20 protein-coding genes and 1 pseudogene are annotated in these 26,508 nt (G+C 65.5%); 15 read left to right on the top strand and 6 right to left on the bottom strand.

The window, feature by feature from the left end; translation table 11 throughout:
• Positions 1 to 56: 56 nt before the first annotated feature.
• From pal to U5A89_RS18935, 3 genes and pseudogenes are all read left to right on the top strand, one after another.
• Positions 57 to 577: pseudogene (pal, locus tag U5A89_RS18925) on the top strand (peptidoglycan-associated lipoprotein Pal).
• Positions 578 to 850: 273 nt separating this feature from the next.
• On the top strand, positions 851 to 1,900 hold the full coding sequence (locus U5A89_RS18930; RefSeq protein ID WP_338162559.1) for a LacI family DNA-binding transcriptional regulator: 1,050 nt from the start codon (positions 851 to 853) through the stop codon (positions 1,898 to 1,900).
• Between the two features lie 239 nt (positions 1,901 to 2,139).
• A complete protein-coding gene (locus U5A89_RS18935) occupies positions 2,140 to 2,952 on the top strand; it encodes an alpha/beta hydrolase (protein ID WP_338162560.1) in 813 nt (270 codons plus the stop codon).
• 9 nt (positions 2,953 to 2,961) lie between these two features.
• On the opposite strand, the gene U5A89_RS18940 is transcribed toward U5A89_RS18935, so the two are convergent.
• On the bottom strand, positions 2,962 to 3,663 hold the full coding sequence (locus U5A89_RS18940) for a GDSL-type esterase/lipase family protein (RefSeq protein ID WP_338162561.1): 702 nt from the start codon (positions 3,661 to 3,663) through the stop codon (positions 2,962 to 2,964).
• Positions 3,664 to 3,812: 149 nt separating this feature from the next.
• Between U5A89_RS18940 and U5A89_RS18945 the strand changes: the two genes are divergently transcribed.
• Positions 3,813 to 4,778 carry an acyltransferase gene (locus U5A89_RS18945; protein WP_338162562.1) on the top strand — a complete coding sequence of 322 codons (966 nt, stop codon included), beginning with the start codon at positions 3,813 to 3,815 and terminating at the stop codon, positions 4,776 to 4,778.
• Here the strand turns inward: U5A89_RS18945 and U5A89_RS18950 are convergent, their stop codons facing one another.
• Both U5A89_RS18950 and purD read right to left on the bottom strand, forming a co-directional pair.
• On the bottom strand, positions 4,779 to 5,348 hold the full coding sequence (locus U5A89_RS18950; protein ID WP_338162563.1) for a hypothetical protein: 570 nt from the start codon (positions 5,346 to 5,348) through the stop codon (positions 4,779 to 4,781).
• 73 nt (positions 5,349 to 5,421) lie between these two features.
• Entirely contained in the window at positions 5,422 to 6,699 is a 1,278-nt protein-coding gene (gene purD, locus U5A89_RS18955; RefSeq protein WP_338162564.1) for a phosphoribosylamine--glycine ligase, read from the bottom strand.
• 7 nt (positions 6,700 to 6,706) lie between these two features.
• Here purD and xseA point away from each other — a divergent pair, with 7 nt between their 5' ends.
• The 3 genes from xseA to U5A89_RS18970 are packed head-to-tail and all read left to right on the top strand — an operon-like array spanning position 6,707 to position 9,288.
• A complete protein-coding gene (gene xseA, locus U5A89_RS18960) occupies positions 6,707 to 8,203 on the top strand; it encodes an exodeoxyribonuclease VII large subunit (protein WP_338163116.1) in 1,497 nt (498 codons plus the stop codon).
• Between the two features lie 24 nt (positions 8,204 to 8,227).
• Positions 8,228 to 8,440, top strand: a complete 213-nt coding sequence (locus U5A89_RS18965; protein WP_338162565.1) for a DUF2093 domain-containing protein — start codon at positions 8,228 to 8,230, stop codon at positions 8,438 to 8,440.
• The gene (locus U5A89_RS18970) at positions 8,437 to 9,288 is read left to right on the top strand and encodes a M23 family metallopeptidase (protein WP_338162566.1); all 852 of its coding nucleotides are present in this window, start codon (positions 8,437 to 8,439) and stop codon (positions 9,286 to 9,288) included. Before U5A89_RS18965 ends, U5A89_RS18970 begins: the two co-directional genes overlap by 4 nt.
• On the opposite strand, the gene U5A89_RS18975 is transcribed toward U5A89_RS18970, so the two are convergent.
• Positions 9,285 to 9,827 (bottom strand): hypothetical protein, encoded by a 543-nt coding sequence (locus U5A89_RS18975; protein WP_338162567.1) that lies wholly within the window; start codon positions 9,825 to 9,827, stop codon positions 9,285 to 9,287. The two genes, U5A89_RS18970 and U5A89_RS18975, sit on opposite strands and share 4 nt — an antisense overlap.
• A gap of 394 nt (positions 9,828 to 10,221) precedes the next feature.
• Between U5A89_RS18975 and U5A89_RS18980 the strand changes: the two genes are divergently transcribed.
• Positions 10,222 to 13,119 (top strand): TonB-dependent receptor domain-containing protein, encoded by a 2,898-nt coding sequence (locus U5A89_RS18980; RefSeq protein WP_338162568.1) that lies wholly within the window; start codon positions 10,222 to 10,224, stop codon positions 13,117 to 13,119.
• 79 nt (positions 13,120 to 13,198) lie between these two features.
• On the opposite strand, the gene clpB is transcribed toward U5A89_RS18980, so the two are convergent.
• The gene (gene clpB, locus U5A89_RS18985; protein WP_338162569.1) at positions 13,199 to 15,778 is read right to left on the bottom strand and encodes an ATP-dependent chaperone ClpB; all 2,580 of its coding nucleotides are present in this window, start codon (positions 15,776 to 15,778) and stop codon (positions 13,199 to 13,201) included.
• Positions 15,779 to 15,852: 74 nt separating this feature from the next.
• Positions 15,853 to 17,514, bottom strand: a complete 1,662-nt coding sequence (locus U5A89_RS18990) for a M28 family metallopeptidase (RefSeq protein ID WP_338162570.1) — start codon at positions 17,512 to 17,514, stop codon at positions 15,853 to 15,855.
• 168 nt (positions 17,515 to 17,682) lie between these two features.
• On the opposite strand from U5A89_RS18990, the gene U5A89_RS18995 reads away from it, so the two are divergent.
• The 7 genes from U5A89_RS18995 to U5A89_RS19025 all read left to right on the top strand — a co-directional run bounded on the left by U5A89_RS18995 (position 17,683) and on the right by U5A89_RS19025 (position 26,372).
• A complete protein-coding gene (locus tag U5A89_RS18995) occupies positions 17,683 to 20,544 on the top strand; it encodes a M16 family metallopeptidase (RefSeq protein WP_338162571.1) in 2,862 nt (953 codons plus the stop codon).
• A gap of 28 nt (positions 20,545 to 20,572) precedes the next feature.
• Complete coding sequence (locus tag U5A89_RS19000; protein WP_338162572.1) at positions 20,573 to 20,872, top strand: hypothetical protein; 300 nt, start codon at positions 20,573 to 20,575, stop codon at positions 20,870 to 20,872.
• Positions 20,873 to 21,265: 393 nt separating this feature from the next.
• The gene (locus tag U5A89_RS19005) at positions 21,266 to 21,715 is read left to right on the top strand and encodes a MarR family winged helix-turn-helix transcriptional regulator (RefSeq protein WP_338162573.1); all 450 of its coding nucleotides are present in this window, start codon (positions 21,266 to 21,268) and stop codon (positions 21,713 to 21,715) included.
• On the top strand, positions 21,712 to 23,775 hold the full coding sequence (locus tag U5A89_RS19010; protein WP_338162574.1) for an FUSC family protein: 2,064 nt from the start codon (positions 21,712 to 21,714) through the stop codon (positions 23,773 to 23,775). The genes U5A89_RS19005 and U5A89_RS19010 overlap by 4 nt, the downstream gene beginning before the upstream one ends.
• Positions 23,772 to 23,987 carry a DUF1656 domain-containing protein gene (locus tag U5A89_RS19015; RefSeq protein WP_338162575.1) on the top strand — a complete coding sequence of 72 codons (216 nt, stop codon included), beginning with the start codon at positions 23,772 to 23,774 and terminating at the stop codon, positions 23,985 to 23,987. The genes U5A89_RS19010 and U5A89_RS19015 overlap by 4 nt, the downstream gene beginning before the upstream one ends.
• Complete coding sequence (locus U5A89_RS19020; RefSeq protein WP_338162576.1) at positions 23,984 to 24,892, top strand: efflux RND transporter periplasmic adaptor subunit; 909 nt, start codon at positions 23,984 to 23,986, stop codon at positions 24,890 to 24,892. Before U5A89_RS19015 ends, U5A89_RS19020 begins: the two co-directional genes overlap by 4 nt.
• 91 nt (positions 24,893 to 24,983) lie before the next feature.
• On the top strand, positions 24,984 to 26,372 hold the full coding sequence (locus U5A89_RS19025; protein ID WP_338162577.1) for a TolC family protein: 1,389 nt from the start codon (positions 24,984 to 24,986) through the stop codon (positions 26,370 to 26,372).
• Positions 26,373 to 26,508: the final 136 nt, after the last annotated feature.

A 26,508-nucleotide genomic window follows, 5' to 3' on the forward strand; every position in this document is an offset into this window, starting at 1 on the left:
ACGGACCCTGATGACTGTCTTAGCGGGCGGCATAGAAAATATCGAAGGAGACCCCCATGAAACTGTCCCGGACCTTGTTGGTGGCGACCACCGTCATCGCCCTTGCCGCCTGTTCGAAAAAGCCACCGGCGCAGCTGCCCCCGCACCCGGCGGCACCGGCACCACCGCGCCCGACGGCGGCGGCTATAATGGCGGCGCGGGTGGCGTGGCCAAGGGCAGTCAGGCCGATTTCGTCGCATCGGTGTCGTCCGACCGCATCTTCTTTGGCCTGGACCAATATGATGTCGATGCCGAAGACCAGGCGACGTTGCAGAGCCAGGCCGCGTGGCTGCGGCAGAATCCGTCGGTGCGCGTCACGATCGAGGGTCATGCCGACGAGCGCGGCACCCGCGACTATAATATCGCGCTGGGCGAACGACGCGCCAATGCGGCGAAAAACTATCTCGCCTCGTTGGGCATCAATTCCGGCCGCATGACCACGGTCAGCTATGGCAAGGAACGACCGGCGGCGCTGGGATCGGACGAGGCCAGCTGGGCGCAGAACCGCCGCGCGGTGACGGTGACCATTCAATATTGATCGCTAAAACCAGCGACATCGACAACCCGCCGGTTCATGCGACCGGCGGGTTTCTTTTGCCCCGGGAGGCTGGCGATGAAGCGCGACGCGGCGGTTAACTTCGCACATTTCCCGCAGATTTTGACATATCCGAAGCGAAATAGGAAATTATGTTTCAAGTCCTGCTTAAGGCCGGGACATGCTAATATGACCAGCCGCCAATAGGACAGACAATAATATCGTCGTCCCATCCCGCGATTTTCCTTGGGCGGAAAAGCCGCTAGGAGCGAGGGGATGGACAAGAGCGCGCCCCGCAAGAAGCCCCCCACGATCAAGGAAGTCGCCGCCCGCGCGGGCGTGTCGGTGATGACCGCGTCGCGCGCGGTCAACGGCAAGGCGCTGGTCAGCGCCAAGGCCCGCCGCGCGGTCGATCAGGCGGTAATCGACCTGGGCTATATCCCTAATGCGTCGGCCCGCGCGCTGGCGGGCAGCGCCGACCGGCGGGTCGCCTTGTTGCATGGTCATACGACGACATCGGCCTATCTGGGCGAATTGCTGCTGGGTGCGCTGGGTGAGGCGCCGCAGCGGCATCTGCATCTGGTGGTGGAGCAATGCGCACCCGGCGCCTTTGCCCAGGAAATCGTCGACCAGGTCGCCCATGCCCATGTGGCGGGCGTCATCCTGCCGCCACCCTTGTGCGACTGGGCGGAGCTGGTCGACGGGCTGACCGCGCGCGACATCGCCATCGTCGCGATCGCGCCGGATCAGGACGGGGCGGACATGCTGGTGGTGGGCACCGACGACCGGCATGCCGCCTATGACCTGACCCGGCACCTGATCGAACTGGGGCACCAGCGCATCGGCTTTATCGAGGGCAATCCGCGCCATCGATCGAGCGCGCGGCGGTTGCAGGGGTATCACGACGCGCTGGAGTCGCATGGGCTGGCGCATGACCCGCAGTTGATCGTGCCGGGCGACTATAGCTATCGATCGGGGCTGGACGCGGCCGAGCGGCTGATCGCGCTGGAGCGGCGGCCGACGGCGATCTTCGCGTGCAACGACGATATGGCGGCCGCGGCGATCACGGTCGCGCACCAGCGCCGGATCAACGTGCCCGCCGAGATCAGCATTTGCGGTTTCGACGATACGCCGCTGGCGAGTGCGATCTGGCCGGCGCTGACCACCATCCGCCAGCCGATCCGCGACATGAGCCGCGAGGCGATCGGCCTACTGGCCATGCGGTTTCGCCAGCAGGACGAGGGCGCGGACGGGGCGATCGGCAAGGTGAAGCTGGATTATCAATTGATCCGTCGCCAGTCCGATGCCGTGCCGCCGCGGCATTGACGGTGCGCGGTCCGGCGGGCGATCCATCCACTCCCTTCGCGTGAAAGGCCGCCATCCATGACAGCGATCGATCGCCGCAGTCTGATCGTCGGCACGCTGATCGCCGGTTCCGGCACTAATGCCGCACGCGCCAGAGGAGCGCCCGAACAGATGGTGACGACCGGCCCCTTCCCCCGCCCCAGGGCTATGAACGCTTCCCGATCTGGCCGGGCCAGGCGCCGGGCGGCGAGCATGTGCGCGTGCAGCAGGTCGAAACACGGCGCTCGCCCGGCGGCGGGCCGGACGAGAGCGTCTTCACCCATGTGGTGACGCCCACGCTGACGTTGGTGCGCCCGGCCAAGGCCAATGGCGCGGCGATGCTGTTGATCCCCGGCGGCGGCTATAGCCAGGTTTCGCTGGGTCATGAGGGCTATGCCGTCGCGCGGCGACTGGCCGAAGCGGGCTATGCCTGTTTCTGCCTGCTCTATCGCCTGCCGGGCGACGGGTGGGCGGCAGGCGCGGAGGCGCCGTTGCAGGATGCCCAGCGCGCCTTGCGGCTGGTCCGGGCGCTGGCCCCGCGCGAGCGGTTCGATGCGAACCGGGTCGGGGTGTTGGGCTTTTCGGCGGGCGGGCATCTGGCCGCCTGGCTCACCAGCCGTGTGCAGTCGGACAGCTATGCACCGATCGATGGCGCCGATCGCGAGCCGATCAAGGCGGCGCTCGCCGCCTATCTCTATCCCGTCATTCAGATGGAGGGGCCGTTCGTCCATACAGGGTCGCGTACCCAGTTGCTGGGACCGACCCCTTCGGCGGACAGGATGCGCGCCTATTCGCTGGACCGGGATGTCGATGGGGATATGCCGCCGGTCTTCATGGCCCATGCGATCGACGATCCGACCGTGCCGGTCGACAACAGCCTGGCGATGCTGGCGGCGCTGCGGGCGCGCAAAATTCCGGTGGAATGCCATCTGTTCGAAAATGGCGGCCATGGGTTCGGTCTGTCCGCCCCGCCCGCCGCGCCAGCGCCCTGGCCCGACCTGTTCCTGGATTTCGCGCGCCGCCACGGGTTGTGACGGCGGGGCTTAGGGCGCGCAGGTCCGTATGACATCGGGCGGCAGGATATCGCGCAGCCGGTTGCGGACCACGTCGGCCCAGATGCGATAGCCGCGCGCGTTCATATGCACGCCGTCGGGCTGATAATTGTCGCCCATCTTTCCCCCGGCGAGCAGGGGCGTCGTCACGTCGGCATAATAGGCCGATCGCATATGCGGCAAGAAATTCTGCGCCGCGGCGTTGAACAGCCGCTGCTGGCCAAAGAAGCGCGCCCGCCCCGGACTGGGCTTGGCCGAGAGCAGCAGGACCGGCACGCCGGGCAGCAGCCGGTCGCGCAGGTCGAACAGGCCGCCAAGCTGGCGCATCACCGTGCGCACCGGGACGCCATTGGCGATATCATTTTCCCCGACATAGAGGATCAGCGCGCGCGGACGGCCTTCCTGGGGCTTTATATTGGCGAATCGCGGCAGGATGTCGGTCAGTACCGCGCTGTTGATGCCCCGGTTTTCCGTCGCCCAAGGCGCCATGTCCTGATGCAGGCTGGTCCAGCGGTGGATCGACGAACTGCCTACGAACCAGAGCGCGCAATCGCCGGTCGCCACGCCAGTTTCGGGCAGCACCGCCTGCGATTCGCGATAGCGACCGTAGAGCCGCCATCCCACGATGATCACCGCGAAGACGAGCAGCGCCGTCAACAGCTTGGTCAGGGTCGAGGGATCGGAACGATGCAAGGACGGGGTCTCCAAAAAAGGGTGCGATGGCGCTCTAGCGACCGATATTGTCCATAATGGTGTCGAAAAGCTTAGCCGTTCACCATATTTTTTAAAGCCTCTGCAGGTAGGGAGACAGCAGTAAGCCTGGGGGCCGGGGTATTTTCAGCGTGGGCAAGAATCCGTCGATCGACCTTCTCAAAGGGGTGCTGATCCTGCTGGTGATGGGCGGGCACGCCATGGAGCTGGTGCAACAGCAGCATCCGGCGCTGTGGATCGGCGCTGGCTTTCGGATGCCGCTGATGATCGGCATATCGGGCTATCTGCTCAACGTCACCCGCACCCGCACGGAACGCACGGGGGTGCTGCTGAGCCACTATGGCGAGCGCATGTTGCTGCCCTGGCTGGTCGCGATGGCCGTCTATGTGGCGGTCAGTGGTTGGCGCCTGTCCTGGACGGCGCCGATCGACCTGCTGCTGCGGCCGCCCTTTCACCTATGGTATATCCCCGCCCTCTTCGGCCTGATCATGGCGACGCGCATCGTCCGCCTGCCACCGGTCATGCTGCTGGCGATCGGGGTGCCGATCAGCTTGGCGACCATGTATAGTTTCGGCCTGGACCATGGGCCAGTCGGCCACAGCCTTTTGTCGCCCGACAGCCGGTTCCTGCGCTATCCGGTCTATTTCTTCTTCGGCATGTTGATGGCGGAACGGGGATTGCCGACTCGCCATCTGGGCGTCGCTCTACTCTGCATGGCGCTCGGCCTGGGTTGGTGGTCGGCATTGCAGGGCAGCGGTAACATATTGGCCTATGTGCCAGCGCGGCTGCTGATGTGCCTGGGCATGATCGCGCTGCTGCCCAGACTGTCGGCGCTGCGCCTGTCTTTCGCACCGGTCAACCGCATCGGGCGAGACAGCCTGTTCTTCTATCTATGGCATCCGCTGGTGATGGGCGTGGCGATCACCAGCGGCATAAGCGTGACGACGACGCTGCTCTTGTCGGTCCTGATCCTGCTGATCGTCAGCCGCCTGTGCGCATCGAGCGTCCTGATCCGCCGCCTGGTCGGCATCGCGCCAGCGCCGCGCGCGGTCACCAGCGCGCCACCTATGCCGGACGCGGCGGTTCAGCCCGCCTGATCAGAGCTTGCCATATTTGGCTTCGAAACCGGCTATGTCGTCGGCCGCCAGATATTTGGCCTGATCGATCCATTGGTCGCGCACCGGGCGGCCCTTGAAATTGCCCAGTTTCGCGTCGATCGCCGCGATGTCGCTATCGGTCCAGGCCGCGATCTGGGCATAGCGGGTGACGCCAAGGTCGATCAGCAAAGCCTTGAGCTTGGGGCCGACGCCCTTGAGCCGGAGCAGGTCGTCCGTATCGCTGTCCACCGCTGCGACGGATGGGGAGACGGGGATCGGCGCCGCTGCGGGGACCGGGTCGGCCAGCGGGAGGGGTGCGGGCGGCGCGACCGGCTCGGTCGGGGCGGGCGGTGCTACCGGTTCGACCGGGTCCACCAAGAGGGGCGCCGCCGCGACGGGCGCGGCGATGATCGGATCGACATAGGGGGTGGGCGCAGCGGCGGGCGGGGCTTCGGCCGGTTCGACCGGCACGTTCGCCTTGCGCTTGCCCGACAACAGGAAGACGAGCGCTATGATAACCAGCAGCCCGACCAGCAGCCACAGTCCATAGTCCATGAAGAATTCCTGCATCGCGCTCCATCTCCCCTGTAAAATACCGGTCTCTATTTAAGGCCGGTTTCGCGCGAGCCGCAAGGTCAGACCGTCATTGCGATTCGCGCGCGACTTCGCGCCAGCCGATGTCGCGGCGGCAGAAGCCGGTCGGGAAATCGATCGCATCCACAGCCGCATAGGCGGCGGCCTGCGCCGCGCCGACGGTATCGCCGGTGGCGGTGACGTTGAGGACGCGGCCGCCATGGGCGACCAGCGCGCCGTCCTTTTCCGCCGTGCCGGCATGGAAAATCTTCGCCCCGTCCTGCTCCGCCGCCGCGATTCCCGCAATCGCGCCGCCCTTTTCGGGCGTGCCGGGATAGCCATTGGCCGCCATGACGATGGTGAGCGCGGTGCGATCCGCCAGTTCGACCGGACCCTGGTCGGCCAGTGTCCCCTGCGCCACGGCGAGCAGCAGATCGACCAGATCGCCGTCGAAGCGGGTCATCAGCACCTGACATTCCGGGTCGCCGAAGCGGGCATTATATTCGATCAGCTTGGGGCCGTCGGGCGTCAGCATCAGGCCTGCGTAAAGCACGCCGGAATAGGGCATGCCCTCGGCCGCCATCGTGTCGACGGTCGGTTTGATGATGGTGTCGATCACCTGGGCTTCCAGTTCCGGCGTCAGGACGCGGGCGGGGCTGTAGGCGCCCATGCCGCCGGTATTGGGGCCGGTGTCGCCGTCCCCTACCCGCTTATGGTCCTGCGCGGAGCCGAAGGGCAGAATGGCGGCGCCGTCGGTGAGTGCGAAGAAGCTGGCTTCCTCGCCGGTCATGAACTCTTCCAGCACCACTTCCTCGCCCGCCGCGCCGAACGCGCCGGAGAACATGGTGTCGAGCGCTTCGACCGCTTCGTCGCGCGTTTCGGCGATGATGACGCCCTTGCCCGCGGCCAGGCCGTCCGCCTTGATCACGACGGGCAGTGCGAAATCGTCAAGCGCGGCGAGCGCACCGTCCTTGCTGGTGACGCGGACATAGGCGGCGGTGGGGATGTTGGCGCGTCGGCACAGATCCTTGGTGAAGCCCTTCGACCCTTCCAGCTGAGCCGCCTTCTTATTCGGGCCGAACACCGGCACGCCGATGGTGCGCAGATTGTCGGCCAGGCCGTCGACCAAGGGCGCTTCGGGTCCGATCACCACCAGGCCGATGGAATGGCGCACGCAAAAATCGAGCACGGCGCGGTGATCCGTCGCGTCGAGGTCGACCAGCGTCGCATGCTCGGCTATGCCCGGATTGCCCGGCGCGGCGAAGAGCGTATCGAGCCGGGGCGATTGCGCCAGCTTCCACGCCAGCGCATGTTCGCGGCCGCCGCCGCCAAGCAGAAGGATGTTCATGTCGCCCATGTCCCCGGATTTCGATGCCTATGACAGTTCGGGCCGCCTGTTAGCGGAGGAACGCGCAGGGGACAACGCACCGGCGCTGTCGGTCAGCGAATTGTCGGGCATGTTGAAGCGCACGGTCGAGGACCGGTTCGGCCATGTCCGGCTGCGCGGCGAGATTTCGGGCTTCAAGCGAGCGGCGTCCGGGCATCTCTATCTGGCGCTGAAGGACGAGAATGCCGTGCTGGACGGGGTGATGTGGAAGGGCGGGGCGCAGCGGCTGGCCTTTGCGCCGCAGGATGGGGTAGAGGTGATCGCCACCGGCAAGCTGACCACCTATCCGGGGCGGTCGAAATATCAGATCGTCATCGAGAAGATGGAATTGGCGGGCGAAGGCGCGCTGATGGCGTTGCTCGAAAAGCTGAAGGCCAAGCTGGCGGGCGAAGGCTTGTTCGCGGTCGAGCGGAAGAAGGCGCTGCCCTTCCTGCCGCGCACGATCGGCGTGGTGACGTCGCCGACCGGCGCGGTGATCCGCGACATTCTCCATCGTCTGGCCGATCGCTGCCCGACCCATGTGCTGGTCTGGCCGGTGCTGGTGCAGGGCCAGGGTGCGGCCGAGCAGGTGGCGCGGGCGGTGCGGGGCTTTTCGGCGATGGACGGCAGCGGGCCGGTGCCGCGCCCCGATCTGGTGATCGTCGCGCGCGGCGGCGGGTCGATCGAGGATCTGTGGAGCTTCAACGAAGAGATCGTCGTGCGCGCGGTAGCCGACTGCACCATCCCGATCATATCGGCGGTGGGGCATGAGACGGACACGACGCTCTGCGACTATGCCGCCGACCGGCGCGCGCCGACGCCGACCGCCGCCGCCGAGATGGCGGTGCCGGTGCGGGCGGAATTGCTGGCGGGGTTGAGCGAAATGGGGCTGCGCGCCGGGCGCGCCGTGCGGCGGGGTGCGGGGCAGGCGCGCGAACGGCTGGACATGCAGATGCGGTTGATGCCGACGCCCGACATGCTGCTGGCACCACAGCGGCAGAGGTTGGACCAGCTGTCCGACGGGCTGGTCAGCGGGCTGCGCCACCGGCTGGCGGAGGCGCGCGCGCATCTGGGCCAGGCGAGCGGCGCGTTGCGGCCTGCCCTGCTGCGCCAGCATGTGGTGCGCGCGGGCGAGCGGCTCGACCGGTTGAGGTTGCGGCCCGATTATCTTGCGCGCGCCTTGTCCGATCGCGCGACCGCGTTCGACCGGGTGTCGCGGCATTTCGCCTCGCTCGATCCCGACCTGCCGCTGCAGCGCGGCTATGCGCGGGTCATGGCGCAGGGTCGGCTGATGCAGTCGGTGGCGGCGGCGCGGGCGGCCGGAAAGGTGACGCTGCATTTCCGGGACGGGACGGTGGATGCGGTTGTCGGTGACGCCGCGCGACCGGTTGAGAAGGGCGCGCCGGGCGCTATATCGGCTGCACCCCGACCCGTGCGTAAAGCGCGGGAGACGGACGATATGCCGCAGCAGGACTTGTTTTCCTGATGACGCGACAGGAGGCCTGAACCCATGTTGATGTCCAATCGCGACCGGATCGCCCGGCTCCATTATATGCCCTACAGCTTTCGCGTGATGCAGGCAGGCGACCATGTCCTGTGTGCCGTAACCGGGCAGGCCATCGCGCTGGAGGATCTGCGCTACTGGAGCATCGCGCGGCAGGAACCCTATGCCAGCGCCGACGCATCGGTGCGGGCGGAAATGAAGGCGCGCGGCGCGCGATGAAGCGGATTGGCCTTGCCCTGCTGCTGGCCTGTACGGGCGCGGCGGTGGCGCAGACCGGCGCCTCGTCCGTCACACGGCGCACCGATTTCCAGCTGAGCGGCATGGCAACGCAGGGCGGCATCATGACCGGTATTGCGCCGTCGGGGACGGTCGCGCTCAAGCTGGACGAGCAACTGGTGCCGGTGGACGCGGATGGCCGATTCCTGATTGCGTTCGACCGTGATGCCGCGCCGAATGCGCGCCTTGCCGCCCGCCTGCCCGACGGACGGACGATCGAGCGCCCGCTGACCGTTGGCCCCCGCGCCTGGCGGATCGAGCGGATCGATGCGCCGATGCGGCCGACCAAAAGCACCGAAGCCTTTCTGGCGCTGCGCAAGCCCGAACTGGACGCGATCGCCGCGGCGCGCGATACGGTGACCCATGCGCAGGGCTGGCGACAGTCCTTCATCTGGCCCGCGGTCGGGCGCATATCCGGGCTGTTCGGGTCGCAGCGCATCTATCAGGGGACGCCCGGCGCCTATCATGGCGGCGTCGATGTGGCGGGCGCGACCGGGGTGCCGGTGGTTGCCCCGGCCGATGGCGTGGTCGTGCTGGCTGCGGCCGACAAGCCCTTCACGCTGGAGGGGCATTTGCTGATGATCGACCATGGTCATGGCCTCAACAGCGCCTTCCTGCACCTGTCGCGGATCGACGTGAAGGTCGGCGATGTTGTGGCACAAGGGCAACGCATCGGCGCGATCGGCGCCACGGGCCGCGCGACCGGGCCGCATCTGCACTGGGGCATGAAGTGGAATGACGCGCGGATCGACCCGATGCTGGTGGCAGGACCGATGCCGAACGGGGTTTAGCTTACCCGCTTCATCCGCACGGCACGACCGCCTTCCACCTTACCCATGAAGCTGCCCATGGCGGCGCGTTTGAGTTCGATCTTCTGGCCGACCTTGGGGTCGTTGAAGGTTATCGCTTCCGTCGTCAGCCACTGCGCGCCATCGTCCAGGCCGATCTGCCACTTGCCATAACCCAGGCTACGTACCGAAGCGATCGTCGCTTCGATATGGGTAACGCCCTCTTCCTGCGCCTTGCCGTCATCGTCGCCGCCGCCCAGAAACGGGAGTTTGGGGAAGGAAAAGCCGAACAGGGTCTTGCGCGTCTTGTTCAGTTCGCTCTTGTCGAGCACCACCACTTCGTCGCGCTGGGCAGCGGCGTCCATCGCGCCGACCTGCTGATCGAAGCAGGCCAGGCGTGCAGCATTGTCCGTGATGTTGCGGCATTGCAGCAGGTTGGTGAAGATTTCGGGCCGGGGCTGCTGGCGTTGCGACGCGGCTTGGGCTGGGCCGACCAGCAGGCAGGACGAAGCCAAGAGAATCCAGACGCATTTGCCGTTCATATCCGCTCTTCCTTCGCATCACGCTATAATGCGCATTAGCATGCACCCGTAGTTTATGACGTCAATATGACGGCCATTTTCGGTTTGGATAGCAGCGGACGCCATAATCGGATGATCGCCCTTCCCATGGTGCATGATTGCTACATACGGTTGCAACCGCGCGTAATTATCTTGCAATACAGACGTAAAACACAGTGCTCAACCTCTTGTTGCATTTATGATACAGGCGCTGCCAAAAGCGGTCACCGGTTCTTTCCTACGCTTTACAGCGCCCTGAACCCCGCGCAGTTTCCGGTCATCCATATGGGGGGATCGCTGTCGGGCACCTTATCCCTTCGTACGGGCCATTTAAGTGGCAGACCATCTGTCAAACTCCAGAGCAAGGGACTGGACCGTGAAAACATTTTCGAAGAGGGCACTGCTGCGTGCCAGCGCCGCTCCGGCGATCCTGGGCGCGTCGCTGATCGCGACGGCTGCGTTCGCGCAGGAAGCACCCCAGGGTGCGGACGCCGCAAGCAACGACACGATCGTCGTAACCGGTTCGCGTATCGCGCGTCCGGAAGTCGAGCAAGCCAGCCCCATTTCGGTCGTCCGTTCGGAAGAGTTTACTCTTCGCGGCCAGACCAACGTGGAAAACGTGCTGAACAGCATGCCGCAGGTCACGGGTTCGACCAGCGGCGCGGACAACAACCCTGGCGGCGGCGTCGCGACGGTCAACCTGCGTAACCTGGGCACTCAGCGTACGCTGGTGCTGGTCGATGGTCGCCGTTATATGTCGTACGACACAAGCCAAGTGGTCGATCTCAACACCATTCCTTCGGCGCTGATCGAGCGTGTCGATGTCGTGACCGGCGGCCGTTCGGCTGTTTATGGTTCGGACGCCATCGCTGGCGTCGTGAACTTCGTCTTGAAGCAGGATTTCGAAGGTATCGAGTTGAACTCGACCTATGGCCTGACCGACCGGGGCGATGGTCAATATTGGGATGTCAACGGCACCATCGGCGCGAACTTCGCTGACGGCCGTGGTAACATCGTCACCCATATCGGCTACTATGACCGCAAGTCGGTTTATGCCGGTGCGCGTGGCTTCTCGCGCAATGCGCTAGTCGACAATCGCGATGGCACCGCCTTCTTCGGCGGTTCGGGTTCCGTGCCGCAGGGTCGCGTGACGCTGCCGAACGGTGGCGGCGTCGTCGATTTCGGTTCTGACGGTTCGATCACCCCTTATAGCTCGGCGACCGACGCCTATAACTATGCGCCGGTCAACTTCCTGCAGGTTCCGCAGAAGCGCTTCATCATCTCGACGATGGCCCGCTACGAAATTTCGGATGCGTTCCAGCCTTATCTGCACGGTACGTTCGTCAACAACCGCGTGACCGGCGAACTCGCGCCGACGCCCATCAGCAACAGCACGCCCATCGGCACCGGCCTTGATGCAAGCGGCCTTGGTCCGATCCGTCTGCACGTCAATTCGCCCTACTTCGCTCCGGCGACCCAGGCCGCTTTCCGTGCGCTCGACACCGATGGCGATGGTTACATCTCCACGTCGAACTACGGCTTCCGTACCGCCGGCATCGGTCCGCGTACGCAGGTCGATGAACGCAACGCCTTCCGCATCGTCAGCGGTATGAAGGGCGATATCGGCGGCGACTGGAGCTATGACGGCTACTATATGTTCGCCCGTACCAAGAACACCCAGCGTCAGACCGGCAACGTCAACCTGGCCAACTTCCTGGGCGCGGTCACGACGGCGTTCCAGAACCCTACGACGGGCGAAATCAGCGGCAATCCGTTCGCGGGCGTCGCGGGCGGCGGCAATCTGGTGTGCGCCAATGGCGTTGCTTCGTGCGTTCCAGCCAACCTGTTCGGCCTGGGCAATCTGAGCGCAGACGCTGCCAACTATCTGTCCCTTGGCGCGACGAACATCGAGGAATACACCACGCAAGTCGCCAGCATCGCCTTTACGAACAGCAATCTGTTCGATCTGGGCGCCGGTGGCGTGGGCATCGCACTGGGCGCTGAATGGCGCAAGGAAAGCGGCAAGACCGATCCCGACCAGAATCTGGCGTCGGGCAACGTTGCGGGCTTCAACCCCGGCGCAGCGACGCAGGGCGAGTATAGCGTAACCGAGTTCTTCGGCGAAGTGAACGTTCCGCTGCTGGCCGACAAGCCGCTGGTTAACCGCCTGGAACTGAACGGTGCGGCCCGTTATTCGAAATATTCGAATGCGGTTGGCAACGTCTTCACCTGGTCGGCTGGCGGCCTGTACGAGCCAGTCCAGGGCTTGGGCTTCCGCGGTCAGTATCAAAAGGCGATCCGTGGTCCCAGCGTCTATGAACTGTATCTGGGTCAGACCGTCAGCTTCGACGGTGCAGAAGATCCGTGCGGCACGGCAGCAGCAGCTGTCGCCGGTAGCGCCCTGGCCGCGGCTTGCGTGGCAGGTGGCGTCCCGGCATCGCAGCTGGGCAGCGACAACCTGACCGATTCGGATCTGGTGAATCCGCCAACGACCGTTCTGGGCAACAGCAACCTGCGCGAAGAAAAGTCGACGACCTGGACCGTGGGTGGCGTTTTGACGCCGCGCGCTCTGCCCGGCTTCTCGGCAACCGTCGATTACTACAACATCAAGATCGACGGTTACATCTCGCGGCTCGGCCAGAGCAATCTGTTCCAGGCATGCTATGTCTATGGCCTGAGCGAATATTGCGACGCCTTCAGCCGTAACGACCAGGGTCAGGTCGACCGTATCGTCGACACCAACCTGAATTCGGGTGGCCTGAAGACCAACGGTATCGACATCGGTCTGGCATACAGCTTCTCGATCGGTGCCGACAGCAAGATCGCGCTGAGCTTCAACGGTTCGCGGCTGTTGAAGTATGACTTCACGCCGATCGTTGGCGTGCCGCTGGTCAACGAATGCGCTGGTCGCTTCGGGAACAGCTGCGGTCAGCCGACCCCGAAGTGGAAGCATGCCGCGCGTGCAACCTACATGAACGGGCCGTTCACCTTCTCGACGTCCTGGCGTTATCTGGGTTCGGTACGTGACGACAATGACGACGTGACGTTCTACCTGGAAAAGGCGAAGGCGCAGAATTATTTCGACTTCGCCGTCGCCTTCGAAGCCAGCGACAACTTCACCCTGACCGGTGGTGTCAACAACGCGTTCGACAAGAAGCCGCCGCTGTCGGCATCGGCTCAGAACGCGGGTAACGGCGAACAGTCGAACACCTATCCGAACGTCTATGACGTGATGGGCCGTTCGATGTTCGTGACGGGCAAGTTGCGCTTCTGATCCCTTCGGATCGCATGGAAAAAGGAAGGGCCGGAGTTTTCGCTCCGGCCCTTTTTGTTGTCCGTCGATCCGGGGTTGCTCAGCCGACCGCCAGCCTCAACGCCCCATCGCCATCTTCCACCCTGACGGTCGATCCGTCCGGCACTTCGCCGCGCAGGATCAGGTCGGCGAGCGGGTCTTGCAGGTAGCGTTGCACCGCGCGCTTCAACGGGCGTGCGCCATAGACGGGGTCGTAGCCGACGCGGCCGAGCCAGGCGCGGGCTTCGTCGGTGAGGTCGAGGACGATCTTGCGGTCCTTGAGCAGCTTGCCGATGCGGGCGACCTGGATATCCACGATCGGCGCCATATGCGCGGCGCCCAGGCGGTGGAACAGGATCACTTCGTCCAGCCGGTTCAGAAATTCCGGACGGAAATGGCTGCGCACGATCTCCATCACCTGCGGCTCGACTTTCTCCACCGGCTCGTCGTCGGCGAGGCCGGTGAGGAACTGGCTGCCCAGGTTGGAGGTCAGGACGATGATCGTGTTGGTAAAATCGACCGTGCGCCCCTGCCCGTCGGTCAGGCGACCGTCGTCCAGCACCTGGAGCAGGATGTTGAAGACATCGCCATGCGCTTTCTCCACTTCATCGAACAGGACGACCTGATAGGGACGGCGGCGGACGGCTTCGGTCAGGACACCGCCTTCCTCATAGCCGACATAGCCCGGGGGCGCGCCGATCAGGCGGGCGACGCTGTGCTTTTCCATGAACTCGCTCATGTCGATGCGCACCATCGCGCTGTCGTCATCGAACAGGAATCCGGCCAGCGCCTTGGTCAATTCGGTCTTGCCGACGCCGGTGGGGCCAAGGAAGAGGAAGGAGCCGAGCGGACGGTTGGGGTCTTGCAGGCCTGCGCGGGACCGGCGCACGGCGGTCGATACGGCTTTCACGGCGTCGGCCTGGCCGATGACGCGCTTGCCGATCGTGTCTTCCATCGCTAGCAGCTTTTCGCGCTCGCCGGTCATCATCCGCTCGACCGGGATGCCGGTCCAGCGGGCGACGACCCCGGCAATATCCTCCGCCGTCACTTCTTCGCGCAGCATCGCGCCGTCCGAGGCGGTGGCCGCTTCGGCGAGCCGCTTTTCGAGCGCGGGAATGGTGCCGTATGAGAGTTCGCTCATCTTCGCGAGGTCGCCCGCGCGCTGGGCCTGTTCCAGTTCCAGGCGCGCGGCGTCCAGCTGCTCCTTGATCTTGGCTTCGCCCGCGATCTTGTCCTTTTCCGACTGCCAGCGGGTGGTCAGCGACGCGGATTGCTCCTCCAGATTGGCGAGGTCTTCTTCCAATGTGGTGAGGCGATCGGCGGACGCCTTATCGGTTTCCTTTTTGAGCGCCTCCCGCTCGATCTTGAGCTGGATGATGCGGCGGTCGAGATTTTCGATCTCTTCAGGCTTGGATTCGACTTCCATGCGCAGGCGCGAGGCGGCCTTGTCCATCAGGTCGATCGCCTTGTCGGGCAGGAAGCGGTCGGTGATGTAGCGGTTGCTGAGCGTCGCGGCGCTGACCAACGCGCCGTCGGTGATGCGGACGCCGTGATGGAGTTCGTATTTTTCCTTGAGGCCGCGCAGGATGCTGATCGTATCCTCGACCGTGGGTTCGCCGACGAAGACGGGCTGGAAGCGGCGCTGGAGCGCGGGGTCTTTTTCGACATATTTGCGATATTCGTCGAGCGTGGTCGCGCCGATGCAATGGAGTTCGCCGCGGGCGAGCGCGGGCTTGAGCAGATTGCCCGCGTCCATCGCGCCTTCGCTTTTGCCCGCGCCGATCAGCGTGTGCATTTCGTCGATGAAGAGGACGATCTGGCCGTCTGCGCCCTTCACTTCGTCCAGCACGCCTTTGAGCCGTTCTTCGAACTCGCCGCGATATTTCGCGCCCGCGATCAGCGACCCCATGTCGAGCGCCATCAGGGTGCGGTCCTTCAGCGTATCGGGCACGTCGCCATTGGCGATGCGCAGCGCGAGGCCTTCGGCGATCGCGGTCTTGCCGACGCCGGGGTCGCCGATCAGGACCGGGTTGTTCTTGGTCCGGCGGGCGAGGATCTGGATGGTGCGGCGGATTTCTTCATCGCGGCCGATGACCGGATCGAGCTTGCCCGCGCGGGCGGCTTCGGTGAGGTCGCGGGCGAATTTCTTGAGCGCGTCGTAGCGATCCTCCGCGCCTGCCGTGTCCGCGGTGCGGCCGCCGCGCAGGGCGTTGATCGCGGCGTTGAGCGCTTCGGGCTTGACGCCCGCGGCGGCGAGCGCCTTGCCCGCGGTCGTGGTGTTGGCGAGGGTCAGGGCCAGCAGCAGCCGTTCGACGGTGACGAAACTGTCGCCTGCTTTTTGCGCGACCTGTTCGGCGCTGTCGAGGATGCGGACGGCGTCATTGTCGAGGCCGGGAGTCTGCTGCGCGCCGCTGCCCGAGACGGCGGGCACTTTGGCGAGCGCGGCGTCGGTGTCGCGCAGCGCGACTTGCGCCGAACCGCCCGCCGCCTTGATGAGGCCGGACGCCATGCCTTCGCTATCTTCCAGCAGCGCCTTCAACAGATGTTCCGGCCCGATCCGCTGATGGCTCATGCGGATCGCGACGGTTTGCGCCGACTGGAGGAAACCCTTGGCGCGGTCAGTGAATTTTTCGAGGTTCATAGTCGTCCACCCAATATGATAGGCGCGATGTAGTGTTGCTCAAAAGGCACACAAGGGGTGGCGGGCGAATATCCTTACTTTGGTGCCTTGCTCGATGAGGGCGCGAATGTGTCGCCGAAAAAGTCTGCCTGATACCATTGGGGCGCGGCGTTATCATCGGCGAGCGCGCGGGTGATGCGGTAGTTGGCTTCGGCAAAGCGGGCGCCCGCGTTCCAGTCGATCTTCTGCTCCATGTCGTCACCCGGATGATGATAGGCACCGCCCAGGAACGCTTCCCAGGCCTTTTCGCCGCCATTGGCGAAACCGGTGGCGAGGAAGACGGCGGGGACGCCCTGCTTCACGAACATATAATGGTCCGATCGCACGAAGATGCTTTCCTGTGGCATCGGGTCGGGAGACAATTTGATGTTCATCGGTGCGACCGCCCTGGCGACGATCGGTCCCAGGGAGGAGTGGTTGGCGCCAAAGGCGATGACGTCGGTGAAGGGATAGAGCAGCAGCGGCATGTCGAGATCGACATTGCCGACGATCTGGTTGATCGGGACGCTGGGATGGCGGGCGAAATAGTCGGCGCCCAGCAAACCTTTTTCCTCACCGGTAGAGGCGAGGAAGAGGATCGAGCGGCGCGGCTTTTGTGGGGATTGGGCCATGGCGCGGGCAACTTCCAGCATGGTCGCGATGCCAGCCGCATTGTCGAGCGCACCATTGTTGATGCGGTCGGTGTCAGGCTTGTCGCCAGGATTGGCCTCGCTGATGCCGATATGGTCGAGATGGGCGGACAGGACGATATATTGGTTCTTCAGCGCCGGGTCGCTGCCGGGCAGGATGGCGACGACATTGGGGCTGGTGATGCGCTTGCCCGCGCTTTCCAGCTGGATGCGGGCGGTGCCTTTCAGCGCGAAACCCTTGGGCTTGCCGCCGGGCTTGTCGGCGAGTTTGCGGATGGCGGCGATCGACTGGGGCGCGCCTGTGAACAGGGCGGCGACGGCCGGTTCGTTCAAGGACGCGGTGGCGCGGATGCCGGGGGCGTCGTCATACGGCTTGCCATCGGTATCGACCCAGGTGACATCGGGATCATTGGCGAAGGTCAACATCCGCGCCCAGGGCCGCGCCTTCATCGATTGCAGCGTGCCGACCGAGAGCATGCCGACCGCGCCATGGGCCTGCGCCGCCTTCGCCTTCGTCGCGGAAAGATGCGCGCCCTCCTCGCTCGGCAGCCCCTTGGGATAGCCGCGCAGGGTGACGACGATCTTGCCCTTCACGTCGAGGCCGGCATAGTCGTTGAGGCCCATGCGGGCATTTTCGATGCCATAGCCGACGAAGACCAGCGGCGCGGACAGATCGACCCGTGGTTCGGCGGGATTGAGGCCGACGATGACGTCGGTGCCATGGGTCCAGCTTTTGGCGCCATTCGGACCTGTCAGGGTCAGGGTGGCGGAGGGTTTGGTCCGTTCGGTCTGCTGGAAGGCGATGCGCTGGAGCCAGCCGGCCCCTGATCCATTGGGATCGCCCGCGGGCGTGAGGCCGAGGCCGTCGAACTGGCTGGCGACATAGCGCGCGGCGATCTCATGCCCTTCGCTGCCGGTGTCGCGGCCCTTTAGCAGGTCGTCGGCGAGAAATTCGACATGGGCGCGCATGGCGGCGGGGGTGAAGACCGGGTCGGCGGCGCTCTGGGCCGGAAGGGCGCTCGGCAGGACGAGGGCGGTGAGGAGTGCCAGGGCAAGGGGGCTTCGCATGGAGGGACTTTCCATTGGAGAGGCGGGATGGAGCGAAGGATTGCCGCCGCCCCAAAGGCTTGTCCAGCAATATGCGTATTGCGCGTCTAAAACGGCTCGCTATGCTGCGCTCATATGTGCAGCGGCCGCGTTCTGCCGGTGCAAAGTCCCCCTTTTCATGAGGTTCTCATGGCCCTTTCCCCGATGTCGCGCCGCCTGCCCCTGATGCTGGGCCTGTCCGTCCTGGCGCTGTCGCCGATGGCGCAGGCCGCCAAGCCCGTAGCGGCGGCGGCCCCTGCCCCGGTCGCCAGCCTCGTGTCGCAAGTCGATATTCCCTATGAGGAATTCACGCTGAAAAATGGCTTGCGCGTCATCGTGCATAGCGACCGCAAGGCGCCAGTGGTGGCGGTGTCGGTCTGGTATCATGTCGGATCGCGCTTCGAACCGGCGGGCAAGACCGGTTTTGCGCATCTGTTCGAACATCTCATGTTCTATGGGTCGGAAAATGCCGATGGGCCGTTCTTCGGGCGGTTGGAGGATATCGGTGCGACCGACTGGAACGGGACGACCTGGTTCGACCGCACCAATTATTTCGAGACGGTGCCGACCGGGGCGCTGGACCGGGCGCTGTTCCTGGAATCCGACCGGATGGGCCATCTGCTGGGCGCGGTGACGCAGACCAAGCTGGATACGCAGCGCGGCGTCGTGCAGAATGAAAAGCGGATGGGCGAGAACGAGCCTTATGGGCTGGTCGAATATGCGCAGCTGGACGCGATGCTGCCCGCGGGCCACCCCTATCGCCATTCCACCATCGGATCGATGGCCGACCTTAACGCCGCCAGCCTGGCCGACGTCCAGACTTGGTTCAAGACGCATTATGGGCCGAACAATGCCGTGCTGGTGCTGGCGGGCGATATCGATGTCGCGACGGCGAAGGCCAAGGTCGAGAAGTGGTTCGGCAATATCGCGCCCGGCCCGGTCCCCAAGGATGTGGAAGCGACCGTCCCCACCCTGGACAAGGATGTCGAGAAGGTGATGCACGACAATGTCGCGGCAACGCGGCTGTATCGCAACTGGATCGTACCGGGGGTCAATAGCGACGAATTGCAGCAGCTCGACCTGGCGATGACGGTGTTCGGGGGCTTGAAATCCTCGCGCCTCGACAATGCGCTGGTGCGGGACGAAAAGGTCGCTGTGGGGGTGAAGGCCAGCATCCAGCCGTTCGAGAAACTGTCGATCGCGGAGATCACCGTGGACGTGAAGCCGGGCGCGGACCCGGTGGCGGTGGGCAAGCGACTGGACCAGTTGCTGGCCGATTACCTGGCCAAGGGGCCGAGCGCCGACGAAGTGCTGCGCGCGGCGACCGGCCAAGCGGCGGGGACGATTTCTGGCCTGGAGAAGGTCGGCGGCTTTAGCGGCAAAGCGGTGACGCTGGCCGAGGGCGCGGTCTATTCAAACGATCCGGCCAAATATAAGAAAGATCTGGCCGTCTATGCCGCTGCGACGCCGCAGAGCGTGAGCGCGGCGGCGCGCAAATGGCTGGGGCGGCCGGTGCTGCGCCTGACCGTCGCGCCGGGCGAGCGATCGGCCGCCGACAATGCGCTGGCGGGGAATGCCACGCACAAGCCCGCTTATTTTCGCAATCCCGATGCGGCTGCGCCCAAGGCGGCCACGCCCCCTGCCCCGACCAAGATCGCCGAACCCGCGATCGAGCCGGTCAAGGATCTGGACTTCCCCGATATCGAACATGCGACGTTGAAGAACGGCATCAAGGTCGCGCTGGCGCGGCGCAGCACGGTGCCGACGGTGCGCGTGTCGGTGGCGTTCGATGCGGGCAATGCAGCCGACGACAAGGCGAAGCTGGGCACGGCGGGGCTGACCGCCGCGCTGCTGGACGAAGGGACCAAGACCCGGTCGTCGATCCAGATCGCCGAGGAGCAGGAGCGGCTGGGCGCGTCGATCAGCGCGGCCAACAGCATGGACCGGACCACGGTCGGCCTGTTTGCGTTGAAGCCCAATCTGGACGCGTCGCTGGACCTGCTGGCCGATGTGATCCGCAACCCCGCCTTTGCCCCGGCCGAGGTGGAGCGGCTGCGCAGCCAGATGCTGACCAAGATCGCGTCGGAAAAGACCGAGCCGATGGCGATCGCCCAACGGATGTTGCCGCCGTTGCTCTATGGGCAGGCGCATCCCTATGGGATTCCGTTCACTGGTTCCGGCACCGAGACGGGGGTCAAGGCGGTGACGCGGGCGGACCTGACCGGCTTCCATGACAAATGGCTGCGGCCCGACAATGCGACGATCTTCGTCGCGGGCGACACGACGCTGGCCGAATTGCTGCCGCTGCTGGAGAAGCGCTTTGGCGACTGGAAGGCGCCGACGAGCGCGAAGGGCGTCAAGACGTTCCGCATGGACAGGATGATGCGCCCATCGCGCATCGTGCTGGTGGACAAGCCGCAAAGCCCGCAGTCGATGATCCTGGCAGGCTTGCTGACCAACAAGAGCGGAACCGACAATCCGGTGACGCTGACGACCGCCAACGAAGTGCTGGGCGGATCGTCGTCATCGCGTCTGATCATGGACCTGCGCGAGACGAAGGGCTGGGCCTATTATGCCGGGTCGGCGCTGCCCGGCGTCAAGGAGACGATCCCGCTGCTGGTCTATGCCCCGGTGCAGACCGACAAGACGGGGGAATCGATCATCGCCGCGCGCAAGGATATCAGCGATTTCCTGACCGCGAAGGGCACGACCGAGACGGAGCGCAACCAAACGATCAACAGCCAGATATTGTCGCTGCCGGGCAGTTTCGAAACTTCGACCGACCTGTTGGGCGCGATGATGCGCAACGACCTGATCGGGCGGCCCGACGATTATTATGAGACGCTGCCCAAAACCTATCGGGCGATGACCGCCGCCGACCTGGACAAGGCCGCGCGCGAGGCGATCAACCCCGACCGGCTGATCTGGGTCGTGGTGGGCGACGCCAAGCTGGTGCGGCCGCAGCTTGACGCGGTGGGATTGCCGGTGGAAATGGGCACACTCGCAGACTGACGCGAACGTAAAGCATAGGAGAATCAAGATGGCAGTGGATGGCGCTTATGATTGCGTGGCCAAGACGCCGATGGGCGACCAGAAGGGCGTCTTCACCGTCGTCAGCAGCGGCGACCGCTTCAACGGCACCTTTGCCGGGATGATGGGATCGCTGGACGTCGTCGATGGCAAGGTCGACGGCGACATGCTGACGTGGAAGATGGAAATGACCATGCCCATGCCGATGACGCTGGAATGCGAGGCGCAGGTGGCGGGCGACGCCATTACCGGGACGATGCAGTTGGGCGCGTTCGGGGCTTCGGCGTTTAACGGGACGCGGCGGGGGTAAGCGGCTTTCCGCTTGGTGAGGCGCCCTGTCGCTGGGCGGGGCGTGCCGCCGCTGGGTGATTGTTCTCCCGCACAGGCGGGGGTCCAGTTCCGTCGTTTGAACTGGGTTCCCGCCTGCGCGGGAACACGGCACCTCTTCTGCGTACACCGCGCTTGTGTTTCTCTCGCTCGAAACGAACGAATTTTGTCTATCTAATCTCGTGGAGTGCATTCAGTTGGTGGTGCGCTACCGGACAGGTAACGCTCGTGTTCTTCGGGCGGGACTGGGTTCCCGCCTGCGCGGGAACACCGGGGTATGATGTTGAAATGTCGGGGTAAAATGCGCTGCTTTGCGACAAGGAAGGCGACAGTTGGGGGTCATTGAAATTTTCCGTTAGTTAGCTATCTAATGGAAATGCCTCTTTCAGAACCCAAGCGCGCATTGGCGCATAAGATTGCCCCTGTTGCGCGGGCGTGGCGGCAGTTGGCCGATGCGGTGCTGGCCGAGTTCGGCGTGTCGAACAGCGCGGCCTGGTGCCTCATCCATATCGACCGGCTGGGCGGTGAGGTGGGGCAGAGTGCGCTGGCGGATTCGTTGGATATCAGCCAGCCTTCGCTGGTGCGCACATTGGATCAGGTGCAGGCGGCGGGGCTGGTGCAGCGGGCGCAGCATCCCGACGACAAACGGTCCAACATCATCGTTCTGACCGAGGCGGGCCGGGAACTGGTCGGGCGGATCGAAACCAAGCTGGATGCGCTGCGCGCCGAATTGCTGAAGGACGTGCCCGAAGACGCGATCGAGATTGCGGTCTGGCTGCTGGACCTGCTGAACCTGCGCATCAGCGAGTGGAAAAGCGCGCCATGACTGCGGCGCGCTGGGGCGAACGGTTCGGCGTGCCGACCGCGCTCTTCTCCCTCAAATGCCTGGCGGCGGCCATGCTGGCGCTCTATGTGGCGTTCAGCATCGGGCTGGAGCGGCCCTATTGGGCGTTCCTGACCAGCTATATCGTGGCCCAGCCGATGGCGGGCGCGGTGATTTCCAAGGCGGTGTTCCGCGCCGTCGGCACGCTGGTGGGCGCGATGTTCGCCGTCGCGATCGTGCCGCCGCTGGTCAATGCGCCCGAATTGCTGGTGCTGGCGATGGGCAGCTGGCTGGCGCTGTGCGTGTTCGTGTCGCTGATGGACCGTACGCCGCGCGGCTATATGTTCGTGCTGGCGGGCTATACCGCCTGCCTGATCGTGTTTCCCGATGTCGATACGCCGCAAACCATCTTCACCGTCGCGTCGCTGCGCGTGCAGGAGATTTTGATCGGCATCGCCTGTGGCAGCCTGGTCCATAGCGTCATCTTGCCCGGATCGATCACCGCCACGCTGCTGGCGCGAGTGGAGGGGATGTTGCGCGACGCCGAACGCTGGTCGCGCGATGCGATCGCGACGGAACCGGTGGCGGGGCTGGATGCCGAGCGTCGGCGGCTGGCGCAGGACGTGACCGAATTGCACCAGATGTCGGTCCACCTGCCGTTCGACATCAGTCGGCTGGCGCCGCGCGTGCGCACGGTGCGCGCGTTGCAGGATCAATTGTCGATGCTGTTGCCGCTGGGCGCGGCGGTGGAAGATCGGCTGGCGCAGTTGACGGCGGCCTATGACGGCACGGTGCCGCCCCAAGTCGAGGCGCTGATCGCCGATGTGCGCGACTGGCTGGATTCGCCGGTGGTCGATAATGCCAGCCGCGCGCAGCTGGCGCAGGCGCTGATCGACCGGTGCGCAGGATTGGAGCCGAGCGCGACGCCCGACATGGGCTGGGCCGACATGATGCGGCTGAGCCTCTATGCCCGGCTCGCCACGCTGATCGCGGTGCATCGCGATTGCCGCGACCTGTACGACCAGATGGCGACGCACAGCCGCATGGCGGTGACGCCGCGCGTAGCGCTATTGCTGGAAGGGCGACGCAACCGCGAACTGCATCGCGACTATGCCAGCGCGGCGCGGGCCGCCTTCGGCGCGTTCGCGACGGTGGTGCTGGGTTGTGCGATCTGGATCTTAAGCGGTTGGAAGGATGGCGGCACGGCCGTGATGCTGGCCGGCGTGTTCCTGGCGCTGTTCGCGGCGGCGGACAATCCGATCGCGCCGCTCAAGGGCTTCATGATCGGCACGATCGCAGCGTCGGCGCTGGGCGCGCTTTATGGCTATGCGATCATGCCGCGGCTGGACGGGTTTGCGATGCTGGCGCTGGCCTATGCGCCCGCGCTGCTGTTGCTGGGCGCGATGATGGCGTCGCCGCGCTGGGCGGGGATCGCGCTGCCGACCCTGTTGGGGCTGGGCAGTCCGGTGCTGTTGTCGAGCAGCTATGTCAGCGCCTTTGGCAGCTATATCAATGGCGCGGTGGCGCAGATCGTGGGCATCTGGTTCGCGATCGTGATGGCCGGGCTGTTGCAGTCGGCGGGGGTCGAGCGGGCGATCCGCCGCACCGTGCGCGCGGGGTGGCGCGACATTGCCCAGCGGGCGACGTTGATGAGCCAGCCCGATGTGCGCGGATGGATCAACCGGATGCTCGACCGGATCGCTTTGCTCGCGCCGCGGCTGGCGGCGACCCGTAGCGATAGCGGCGCGCCGCTCTATGATGCGCTGCGCGATCTGCGCACGGGCGTGGCGATCGGCGAGTTGCGGCAATTGCGACTGGACCTGCCGCCCGAGGAAGGCGCGCCGCTGACCGCCGTGCTGGGGGCGAGCCGCCATTATGGCGGACTGGACCCCGATGCCCCTGCCCCTGCCGATCCGACGTTGCTGCACGACATCGACGGCGCGATCGCCGATATGAGCGGTAATGACCGGCCGCCGGTGCGGCGGGAGGGGGTGTTGGGGCTGGTCAGCCTGCGCCGCAACCTCTTTCCCGATGCGCCGGCCTATCGAAGGATCGCGGCATGACCGGCGAGGTCGCTTTGGGCGGGATCTATGTCCCTACGCTGCTGCTGCTGGCGCTGGTCGCGCTGGTGCTGAGCTGGGGGCTGACGCGGGTGATCGGCGCGTTCGGCCTCTACCGCTTCCTGGCCTATCGCGCGGCGGTGGACCTCAGCCTCTTCATCATTCTGCTGGGCGCCCTCGCCCTGATCGTCCCCACCTTTGGAATCCGTCTATGAATCGCCTCTCATCCACGCTGGTCCGCAGCGCCGCCACCATCATCCTGGTCATCGCCGCCGTGCTGGTCGCGATATGGCTGTGGAATCATTATGAGCGCAGCCCCTGGACCCGCGACGGGCGGGTGCGGGCCGATGTGGTGCGGGTGACGCCCGATATCAGCGGGCTGGTGACGTCGGTCGCGGTGCGGGACAATCAGGCGGTGAAGGCGGGCGACCTGCTGTTCGTGATCGACACGCCGCGTTATGCGCTGGCGCTGGACCAGGCGAAGTCGCAGATCGCCAGTGCGCAGGCGACATTGGCGCAGGCGCGGCGGGAGGCGCGGCGCGACCTGGCGCTGGGCGACCTAGTGGCGGCGGAGACGCATGAGCAGAATGTCGCGCGGGTCGAGACGGCACAGGCCGCGCTGACCGAGGCGATGAGCGCGCGTGAGGGCGCGGCGCTGAATTTGAAGCGCACGCGGGTGCTGGCGTCGGTCAATGGCGTGGTGACCAACCTGGACCTGCATCCGGGGGATTATGTCGGCGCGGGGAGCCAGGCATTGGCGCTGATCGACAGTGATTCGATGCGGGTGGAGGGCTATTTCGAGGAAACCAAGCTGGGGCTGATCTGCATCGGCGCGCCAGTGACGGTGCGGTTGATGGGCGAGGCGCAGGATCTGCATGGGCGGGTGGAGAGCATCTCCTTTGGCATCAGTGACGACAGCCGGACGAACAGTGGCAATTTGCTGCCCGCGGTGGAACCGACCTTCAGCTGGGTGCGGTTGGCGCAGCGGATTCCGGTGCGGGTGAAGCTGGACAAGGCGCCGGTAGGAATGCGGTTGATTTCCGGGCGGACGGCGACGGTGACGGTGCAGCCTGCGGCGAAGGGGGCGGACGGGACGGTTGGGGTTTGCCGTCATGGGTGAAGTTTGGAGAGGGCAATGTGTTCCCGCGCAGGCGGGAACCCAGTTCAGACGGCGGGACTGGGTTCCCGCCTTCGCGGGAACACGGCGGGGGATGGGGGCGGCGTTGCTGGTGCTCGCGCTGTCTGCTTGTGCGACCGCCGGGCCGGACTATCGGCCGCCTGCACAGTCTGTTGCAACTGCGCCGGGAGCCACCGGAGCGTTTCATGCGGCGCAGGGTTCGCAATTCGCGCAAGCGCCGCTGCCCGATCGTTGGTGGCGGCTTTATAGTGATCCGCAGCTGGACGGGCTGATCGAGCAGGCTTTGGCGGCCAATACCGACTTGCGGCAGGCCGACGCCAATCTGGCCCGGGCGCAGGCGGTGCTGCGCGAGGCGGAGGCCGGGCGGCTGATCAGCACGACGGTCAGCGGCGGCGAGACGCTGGCGCGGCCATCGGGGGTGACCCAGCATCTGCCCGGCGCGGTGAGTTATGATCTGGGCCTGTCGGCGAGCTATCCGCTGGACCTGAACGGCCGGATCAAGCGCGCGATCGAGGCGAGCAGCGCCGACGTGGACGCGAGCGCGGCGGCGCGCGACTATGTACGGGTGAGCGTGGCGGCGGCGACGGCGCGGGCCTATGCGCAGGTGTGCGCGGCGAACTACAGCCTGGGCGTCAATCGGCAGGTGGTGGCGTTGCAGCGCGATACGCTGAACGCCACGCGGCGGCTGGCGAAGGGCGGGCGCGGCACGGCGTTCGACGTCAGCCGGGCGCAGGCAGCGGTGGACGGCAGCGCGGCGGCGCTCCCTGCGTTCGAGGCGCAGCGGCAGAACGGGTTATATGTGCTGGCGACATTGCTGGGACGGCCGCCCGCCGACTATCCGCGCGCTGTGGAGAGTTGCGCGGCGCTACCGGCGTTGCGCGCGCCGCTGCCGGTGGGCGATGGCGCGGCGCTGATCCGGCGGCGGCCCGACATTCGCCAGGCCGAACGCGCGATTGCGGGCGATACCGCGCGGCTGGGGGTGGCGATGGCCGACCTTTATCCACAGGTCAGCATCGGCGGGTCGGTAGGGCTGTCCGGACCGCTCAAGGATTTCGGATCGGGATCGGCCTTCGGCTTCAGCCTGGGACCGCTGATCAGCTGGAGCTTCCCCAACCGGCCGGTGGTGAAGGCGCGGATCGCGCAGGCCGACGCTGCGGTGCAGGGCGATCTGGCCGGGTTCGACGGGGCGGTGCTGGAGGCGCTGCGCCAGGCGGAGACGGCGCTGGAAACCTATCGCCGCGATGCCGAGCGGGCGGCGGCGCTGGACCGGGCGCGGGATAGCGCGGCGACGTCGGCGGCCCAGGCGGGCAAGCTGTTCCGGTTCGGCCGGGGCGATTTCCTGTCGCTGCTGGACGCGCAGCGCAGTTTGGCGAGCGCGGAGGTGACCGCGGCCGGCGCGCGGACGCAGTTGGTGCAGGATCAGATTGCGGTGTTTCTGGCGTTGGGTGGCGGTTGGGAGTGAGGGCGGGCGATCGGCCGCGCCTTTGGGGGCGCATCGCGGGCGATAGAAGTTCTTCCGTTCGTTTCGAGCGTAGTCGAGAAACGCTGTGGCAGCGCTATGGCTTCTCGACTTCGCCCGAAGCGAACGGATCAAGATA

Source organism: Sphingobium sp. HWE2-09, assembly GCF_035989265.1.
Classification (GTDB): Bacteria; Pseudomonadota; Alphaproteobacteria; order Sphingomonadales; family Sphingomonadaceae; genus Sphingobium.

What these genes read in the sequence shown, in the direction of transcription:
- U5A89_RS18975 (WP_338162567.1), bottom strand. Translation starts at nt 9,827, where the DNA reads ATGAACGGCAAATGCGTCTGGATTCTCTTGGCTTCGTCCTGCCTGCTG.
- U5A89_RS19025 (WP_338162577.1), top strand. Translation starts at nt 24,984, where the DNA reads ATGGGGGCGGCGTTGCTGGTGCTCGCGCTGTCTGCTTGTGCGACCGCC.
- U5A89_RS19010 (WP_338162574.1), top strand. Translation starts at nt 21,712, where the DNA reads ATGACTGCGGCGCGCTGGGGCGAACGGTTCGGCGTGCCGACCGCGCTC.
- U5A89_RS19000 (WP_338162572.1), top strand. Translation starts at nt 20,573, where the DNA reads ATGGCAGTGGATGGCGCTTATGATTGCGTGGCCAAGACGCCGATGGGC.
- U5A89_RS18930 (WP_338162559.1), top strand. Translation starts at nt 851, where the DNA reads ATGGACAAGAGCGCGCCCCGCAAGAAGCCCCCCACGATCAAGGAAGTC.
- U5A89_RS18965 (WP_338162565.1), top strand. Translation starts at nt 8,228, where the DNA reads ATGTTGATGTCCAATCGCGACCGGATCGCCCGGCTCCATTATATGCCC.
- U5A89_RS19015 (WP_338162575.1), top strand. Translation starts at nt 23,772, where the DNA reads ATGACCGGCGAGGTCGCTTTGGGCGGGATCTATGTCCCTACGCTGCTG.
- U5A89_RS18950 (WP_338162563.1), bottom strand. Translation starts at nt 5,348, where the DNA reads ATGCAGGAATTCTTCATGGACTATGGACTGTGGCTGCTGGTCGGGCTG.
- U5A89_RS18990 (WP_338162570.1), bottom strand. Translation starts at nt 17,514, where the DNA reads ATGCGAAGCCCCCTTGCCCTGGCACTCCTCACCGCCCTCGTCCTGCCG.
- U5A89_RS18970 (WP_338162566.1), top strand. Translation starts at nt 8,437, where the DNA reads ATGAAGCGGATTGGCCTTGCCCTGCTGCTGGCCTGTACGGGCGCGGCG.
- clpB (WP_338162569.1), bottom strand. Translation starts at nt 15,778, where the DNA reads ATGAACCTCGAAAAATTCACTGACCGCGCCAAGGGTTTCCTCCAGTCG.
- U5A89_RS19005 (WP_338162573.1), top strand. Translation starts at nt 21,266, where the DNA reads ATGCCTCTTTCAGAACCCAAGCGCGCATTGGCGCATAAGATTGCCCCT.
- U5A89_RS19020 (WP_338162576.1), top strand. Translation starts at nt 23,984, where the DNA reads ATGAATCGCCTCTCATCCACGCTGGTCCGCAGCGCCGCCACCATCATC.
- xseA (WP_338163116.1), top strand. Translation starts at nt 6,707, where the DNA reads ATGTCCCCGGATTTCGATGCCTATGACAGTTCGGGCCGCCTGTTAGCG.
- purD (WP_338162564.1), bottom strand. Translation starts at nt 6,699, where the DNA reads ATGAACATCCTTCTGCTTGGCGGCGGCGGCCGCGAACATGCGCTGGCG.
- U5A89_RS18995 (WP_338162571.1), top strand. Translation starts at nt 17,683, where the DNA reads ATGGCCCTTTCCCCGATGTCGCGCCGCCTGCCCCTGATGCTGGGCCTG.